The 6,546-nt window shown below is 63.6% G+C and carries 7 protein-coding genes; 1 reads left to right on the top strand and 6 read right to left on the bottom strand.

Going from position 1 to position 6,546, the window contains the following annotated elements:
• From V7E26_RS28535 to V7E26_RS28515, 5 genes are all read right to left on the bottom strand, one after another.
• On the bottom strand, nucleotides 1–575 hold a 575-nt coding region (locus tag V7E26_RS28535; RefSeq protein ID WP_324422733.1), incomplete at its 3' end, for an ABC transporter ATP-binding protein.
• Between the two features lie 3 nt (nucleotides 576–578).
• Nucleotides 579–1,346 (bottom strand): ABC transporter ATP-binding protein, encoded by a 768-nt coding sequence (locus tag V7E26_RS28530; RefSeq protein WP_324422732.1) that lies wholly within the window; start codon nucleotides 1,344–1,346, stop codon nucleotides 579–581.
• A gap of 15 nt (nucleotides 1,347–1,361) precedes the next feature.
• Nucleotides 1,362–2,672, bottom strand: a complete 1,311-nt coding sequence (locus V7E26_RS28525) for an ABC transporter substrate-binding protein (protein WP_324422731.1) — start codon at nucleotides 2,670–2,672, stop codon at nucleotides 1,362–1,364.
• Between the two features lie 232 nt (nucleotides 2,673–2,904).
• Nucleotides 2,905–3,606 carry an NUDIX hydrolase gene (locus V7E26_RS28520; protein WP_324422730.1) on the bottom strand — a complete coding sequence of 234 codons (702 nt, stop codon included), beginning with the start codon at nucleotides 3,604–3,606 and terminating at the stop codon, nucleotides 2,905–2,907.
• Nucleotides 3,607–3,672: 66 nt separating this feature from the next.
• Nucleotides 3,673–4,701 (bottom strand): ABC transporter substrate-binding protein, encoded by a 1,029-nt coding sequence (locus V7E26_RS28515; RefSeq protein ID WP_324422729.1) that lies wholly within the window; start codon nucleotides 4,699–4,701, stop codon nucleotides 3,673–3,675.
• A gap of 230 nt (nucleotides 4,702–4,931) precedes the next feature.
• On the opposite strand from V7E26_RS28515, the gene V7E26_RS28510 reads away from it, so the two are divergent.
• Nucleotides 4,932–5,381, top strand: coding sequence for a cupin domain-containing protein (locus V7E26_RS28510; RefSeq protein WP_324422728.1), 450 nt, complete (start codon nucleotides 4,932–4,934; stop codon nucleotides 5,379–5,381).
• A gap of 134 nt (nucleotides 5,382–5,515) precedes the next feature.
• Here V7E26_RS28510 and V7E26_RS28505 read toward each other — a convergent pair.
• A partial coding sequence (locus V7E26_RS28505; protein ID WP_324422727.1) for a phosphotransferase family protein occupies nucleotides 5,516–6,546 on the bottom strand: 1,031 nt, incomplete at its 5' end.

Genomic DNA, 6,546 nt, shown 5'->3' with positions numbered 1-6,546 from the left:
TGCTCGACGATCAGGACCGTGAGCCCGCTGGCGCGGATGCGCTTGACCAGTTCGAACACCTGCTGCACCACGACCGGCGCTAGCCCCGCCGAAGGCTCGTCGAGCAGCAGCAGTTTCGGGTCCGACATCAGCGCACGGCCGATCGCGCACATCTGCTGCTCGCCGCCCGACATGGTGCCGGCCATCTGGCTGCGCCGCTCCTTCATGCGCGGAAACAAGTCGAACACGAATGCCAGCCGCTCGGCATATTTGGCGCGCGCGCCGGGCATGTAGGCGCCCATCTTCAGGTTGTCGTCGACGGTGAGCCGCGGAAACAGCCGGCGGTTTTCCGGCACGTGCGCGATGCCGAGATCGACGATGCGATGCGCCGGCGTCGCCACGACGTCGCGGCCTTCCATCGTGATCGAGCCGCTGGCCGGGCGGATCAGGCCGGAGATCACGCGCATCAGCGTGGTCTTGCCGGCGCCGTTGGGGCCGATCACGCCGACCGCCTCGCCCGCCCTGACGTCGAGATTGACACCGAACAGGGCCTGGAAGGTGCCGTAGCCGGCGTCGACCGATTTCAGCTCGAGCATGCGCTACACCCCTGCCCGCCGGCGCGCTTCGGCCGCCGCGGCCTGGCTCGAATCCGCATCCGTGCCGAGATAGACCTCGATGACGCGCGGATCGCTCGCGACCGCGCTCGGCAGGCCCTCGGAAATCTTCTCGCCGTGATCGAGCACCATCACGCGGTCGACTACCCGCATCAAGACGCCCATGATGTGCTCGACCCAGATGATGGTGATGCCGAGTTCGTCGCGGATGTTGCGCAGCATGTCGGCGGCCTGGCCCATCTCATGCTCGTCGAGCCCGCCGAGGCTTTCGTCGGCGAGCAGAAGTTTCGGCCCGGTCGCAAGCGCCTTCGCCAGTTCGAGCTTCTTCAGGCCGGCAGCGCCCAGGCCATCGACGCTGGCGTGGCGGTCGGTCGGCAGGCCGACCATGCCCAGCGCGCGCTCGGCCGCCTCATCCGCTTTCGTACGGCTGTGGCGGCCCTGGCCGTAGTAGCCGGCGAGCGCGACGTTCTCGAACATGCTGAGCCGATGGAACGGACGCGGGATCTGGAAGGTGCGGCCGATGCCGCCGTTGATGATGCGGTGCGGGGCGACGCCGGCGATCTCCGCGCCGTCGAACAGGATCGATCCGGCCGTCGGCACCAGCGTGCCCGACAGCATGTTGAAGATCGTGCTCTTGCCAGAGCCGTTCGGGCCGATCAGGCCGAGGATCTCGCCCTTCTCGACCCGGAACGACACGTTGTTCACAGCGGTGAAGCCGCCGAAACGCTTCACCAACCCTTCCACAGTCAGCACGCCAGGATCTCCGGGTTACTGGTTGCTGAACGTCGTTCCCTTCGGCAGCGGCAGCACGGCCTCGCGCTGCGCCTGGCTCTTCGGCCATACGACGTAGGACTTGTCGTCGACATACTGGATGACGACCGGGAACGAACGCTCGTTCTGTCCGGCCATCTGCTGGCCCTCGCCATAAAACTTGACGCCGAAGCCGAGCATGGTGCCGCCTTCGGGAAGGTCGACCTCGAGCGCCGCCTTCCGTAGTGCATCCGGATCGACGCCGCCGTACTTCTTGATGGCGCGGGGCAGCACCTCGGTCAGGAACACATAGGTGTTCGACGCCGCCATGCCGACATGGGCGGAGCGGATTGCCATTCCAGGCTTGGCCTTGTCGAATTCCTCGCCGACCATCTTGATGACCGGCGGCAGCTTCGGATCCATGCTCTTCTGGTTGGCGAGCCAGATCGAGATCGGGTCGGTGTTGAAGACGTAGTTGACGTCGGCGCCCAAACCTTCCTTCAGCTTCTCGTAAACGCCATAGCCCGCGCCGTGGCCGACCAGCGCCCCGAATTTCAGGCCCTGCTCGCGCGCCTGGCGGCCGAACAGGGTGATGTCGGGGTTATAGCCGGTGTGGAAGATCACGTCGGGCCGCGCGCGCTTCAGTTTTGTCACCAGCGCGGAAAGATCGGGCGCGGTGGCGGAATAGCCTTCCTTCAGCACGACCTGGAAACCGGCCTTCTTCGCGCCGGCCTCGTTGCCCTTGGAGACGTCGACGCCATAGGCGCCGTCCTCATGAATGATGGCGACGCGCAGGTCCTTCGGCTCCTTGCCGAACTTCGCCTTGGAATTCTGCGCGATGAAATCCATCGTCATCAGGCCGAACTGGTCGCCTGATGCCTGCGGGCGGAACACGTATTTGAAATTCTTGTCGGCCAGCACCGCGGACGAGATGCAGGTGGTGATCCACATGAAGTTCTTGAGCTGCTCGACGCGCGCGGCCACCGGCACGCATTGCGCCGAGGAGAAGAAGCCGAGCAGCATGTTGACCTTTTCCTGCTCGATCAGCCGCACCGCCTCGTTGATCGCGACATCAGGCTTGCTCTGGGCGTCCGCGTAAACAGCTTCGACCTTGTAACCTTCGACGCCGGTCTTGGCGTACTGGTCGAGCATGATCTTGGCGCCGATATATTGCAGCTCCGAGCCGCCGCCGGCGAGCGGGCCGGTCAGGTCGTAGATCACGCCGATCTTGATCTTTTTTTCCTGGGCCTCGGCGGTGACCGCCATTCCCAGCGCCGCGATTGCGGCAGACAGCCCAACAAGAAGGCGTGCAGCTTTGCGCCCCGGCATCAAAACCTCCCTCTATGGTGCAATGCACCTTTTGTTTTTGTGTCGTTTTATTTTCTTGTTGTTGTTCTCATCACAAGGGCAGCGCCGGGCGATGTCAAGCCGAATAACCGGAGCCACACTGTCGCGGCGCCGCGTCACCCCAAGTAGCAGATTTCCGCTAGGCGGATTTATGCGTGCCACACCACCATCGAATGCCGAACATTGGATGGCTGCGCTCGACGCTCGCCGCCCATCAGGCCGCGAGCTGCGCCTCGATGAACGCCGTCACAAAACGCGGCATGGCGGAGGTGAGATCGCGCGTGCCGCGCACCAGGTGGATGGCCGACAGTTCCGGCTGATCCTGCGCGGCGAGATTATACTCGATCCGTTCGCGCAACGCCTCGCCCGGCAGGCCGACGCGCAGCGATCGGATCATCGCCAGCGCGGGCCCTGTGTAGATGCAGTGCCAATGCGGCTCGCTGTCGTAGTCGCCGGGCACCAGCCCGGTCTCCTCTTCCAGTTCGCGCACGACGCTGCCTGAAATGTCGACCGCGCCGTCCCTGATGTCGTCGAGGTCAGGCGTTCCGGATGGAAAATAGATGCGGCCGGCGTTGGACGTGTGCGCACCCATCTCGCCGAGCACGAAGGCGCCGTCGGCGCAGCGAAGCGCGCCCATGCCGAAGCCGTTGAACACGGATGGATCGGGAAAGCCCCAGTCGCGCCAGGCGAGGAAGCTGGCGAAATCAGTCTCGAAATAGCTGGCGCTGAGGCGGTCGCCGTCAAATACCGGGTTGCGCCCGAGCAGGACGCGGCCATTCCACATCGCCGGCTTCTCGCGCTGCTTTTCGGCGAAATGCGCATCGATCTCCGCGCGCCGCGCCTCGGCGAACGGCCATTGCCACGCCTCGACGGGAAAGTCGAGTGCGCGGACGCGCAGAATGTCCCAAGGCTTCATTTCTCAAGGCTTCATGGCACGCATCGCCCGGCGTCGTGAGGTCGTAACGCCGATCCTATCGGAACGTTACTTCGAACTCGTGCCGGTCGTCTTCCTGGCCTGCTCGACGTACTTGTTGGTCCAGGTTTTGGTGACGTCGATGTTGGCCTTGGCGACCTCGGGCGAGCCCTCGCTGAACACGGCGAGCACGGCGTCAGCGCCCTTGGGGTCCATCTTGCCGGTCTCCGAAAACATCGGGATCGTGTTCTTCAGCGCGGCGAGATAGAGTTCCTTGTTCTTGCCGACCATTTCCTCCGGCATCTTCGCCATGATTTCTTCGGCCGAGTGCGAGTGGATCCAGGCGAGCGTGTTGACGATCGCGTTGGTCAGCCCCTGCACTTCCTTGTCGTGCGACTTGATCCAGGCGGTGGTGGTGTAGAGCGCGCCGCCCGGATATTCGCCGCCGAACAGGGCCAGCGTGTCCTTCTGGCTGCGGGTGTCGGCCAAAATCTTCAGGTCCGGATGGCTGCCCTGCAGGACGGTGACGGACGGATCGAGCATCACGGCGGCATCGATCTGGCCCTGCTGCATCGCCGCCACCGCGGTCGCGCCAAGGCCGACGCCGATGACGGCGGCGCTGGTCGGATCGAGGCCGTTCTTCTTCAGGAGAAATTTCAGGAAGAAATCGGTCGAGGAGCCCGGCGCGCTGACGCCGACCTTCTTGCCGGCGAGATCCTTGACCGACTTGATTTCGGCAGTCTTCGAGGGCGCGACGACCAGCACCAGGCCGGGATAACGGTCATAGACCACGAAGGACTGCAGCTCCTGCTTCTTGGCGGCCAGATTGACGCAATGGTCGAAATAGCCCGACACCACGTCGGCGCTGCCGCCGAGCACGGCTTTCAGCGCGTCCGAGCCGCCCTTGAGATCGACCAGTTCGACGGCCAGGCCCGCCTTCTCGTATTCGCCGAGTTGCCTGGCGAGCACGGTCGGCAAATAGCACAGGCACGAGCCGCCGCCGACCGCGATGGTGACCTTGCTTTGCGCTGCGGCAAATCCCGTGGTCAGCGCCAGCGCCAGCAGGGATGCGGCCAGCCGGCCGAACAGTTTCGTCATGAGTTCCTCCAGGAATTTGGCCGGCACGATAGTGCAGCGCGGCGGGCTTGAGAAGGCGACTTTGGTGCCAAAGCGCCGCCTGCAACGCAGACGTTCCGATCACGCAGGCCACGCATTAGTCCTCGACGGGCACGCGATCTTTTCGCGAACTGCACCGGACGGCGCGCTAGTCAGGCGGGGTTTCACAGCATAGCATCGTCTGCACAAGAAACGCCCAGGGGAGAATGTTCATGAATCGCATAGTAGCCGCGCTTTCACTGACCGCTGCTTTTGCCGCCGGCTGTGGCGTCACGCATTTCCTGCGCCCGGCCTTGGCGGCGGACAACATCACCGCGCAAGTCATTCACACCGGCGAACTCGAAGGCGATGCGCTGTCGCCGGCCAACGCCGCCGGCATGCGCAACAAGACGTTCGTCGTGGCCGAGGGAGCGACGGTTGCGGTGCAGGATGGCAGCCCGCCAAAGCACCTGCACGCCAATGCCCACGAAATCCAGTACATCCTCGAAGGTACCGGCACGATCTGGCTCGGCGACAAGGAAGTGCGGGTAAAGCCGGGCGATCTCGTCATCATCCCGAAGGGCACGCCGCACGCCGGCACCAAGCCGGACGGCCGCACCATCAAGGCGATCGCGATCAAGACGCCGCCGCAGGCGCCGGACGACGTCAAGCTGTTGAATTGACCGGGGCTGGCTGCTTCCACCGTCATGCGAGCGAAGCAATCCACACCTCGACCCGGGGACAGATGGATTGCTTCGTCGCTTCAGCGCAAAATTGCTTTGCAATTTTGTCGCGAGCTCCTCGCAATGACGGCAGGCTACGCGGCGCTGCCGTCTTCCAATTCCAGCGCCAGCTCGTCGAGCCGCTCCTTCCTGCCGATCTGGGCCATCCAGCACCAAAGCTCGAGCACGAAATAAAGGTGATAAAGATCGAGCGTCTCGGACCCGTGCTCTCGATCCAACGCTCCATATCCGTCAAGCAGCCCACGCCTGCACGCCTCGTCTAGGTAATAGAGCGCCTTGGCCACGTCCATCAGCGGATCGCCGGCCAGCGCACCCTCGAAGTCCAGAACGCCCGTAAGGCGCGGGCCCGCGTTTCCAATTGTCGCCAGCAGATTGCCGGCGTGCAGGTCATTATGACACAACACGGCTTGCGGGCAGCCTTTGAACAGTTGTGCGCGCTCCGCGACATGTCCCGCAACCCGTTGCGCGAGCCTGGCGTCGCCACCGCGCTCGGCGAATTCCGTGAGCTTCCGCTGAAACTGATGTGTCAGGTAATCATGATTGCTCGAATGCGCCGTCCAGATGCCTGTCGGACCGATATAGCCAAAGGCTTCCATCGGGATGCGGTGAAACTCGCGAAGCAATTGCCCGATCTGCGCGTAAGCGGCAGCGAGCTGCTCTGCAGTCAGGTCCTTCTCCACTTGGCCCAGGCTCGAGCCGTCGAGCTTACTCATCAGAATGAAGTTGAGCTGAAGCAATCGCTTTGAGTCGTCCGCAAGCAGAATGCGCGGCGCGGGCACGCTGAGACGGTCCTGGATCAGGCCAGTGACGGTGACCTCCTTCTGCATCTTCCAGCGCAAATCGTCGGGATAGACCTTCAGCACGAGCGGCTGATGCGCGGGGTCGGCGAAGGCGATCTCGTGGATGGCCGCGATCTCGCCCCCATAAAGCCTGGAAACCGTCGCGACGGCGCGATCCGAAACGGCTTGATCCACAATGGACTGCGCCGTCGGTACGGATACTTGTAGATCGGGCTTCAGTTCCATCTCACCTAGCTCAACGCGGTATCCTCCGTCATTGCGAGCGAAGCGAAGATTCCATGGGGAGTGGATAGCGACCAAGTCTG

The sequence above is a fragment of the Bradyrhizobium sp. genome (assembly GCF_036735945.1).
Taxonomy (GTDB): domain Bacteria; phylum Pseudomonadota; class Alphaproteobacteria; order Rhizobiales; family Xanthobacteraceae; genus Bradyrhizobium.
The sequence above is the reverse complement of the archived record's forward strand: the minus strand, read 5'-3'. Positions and strand labels throughout refer to the sequence as shown.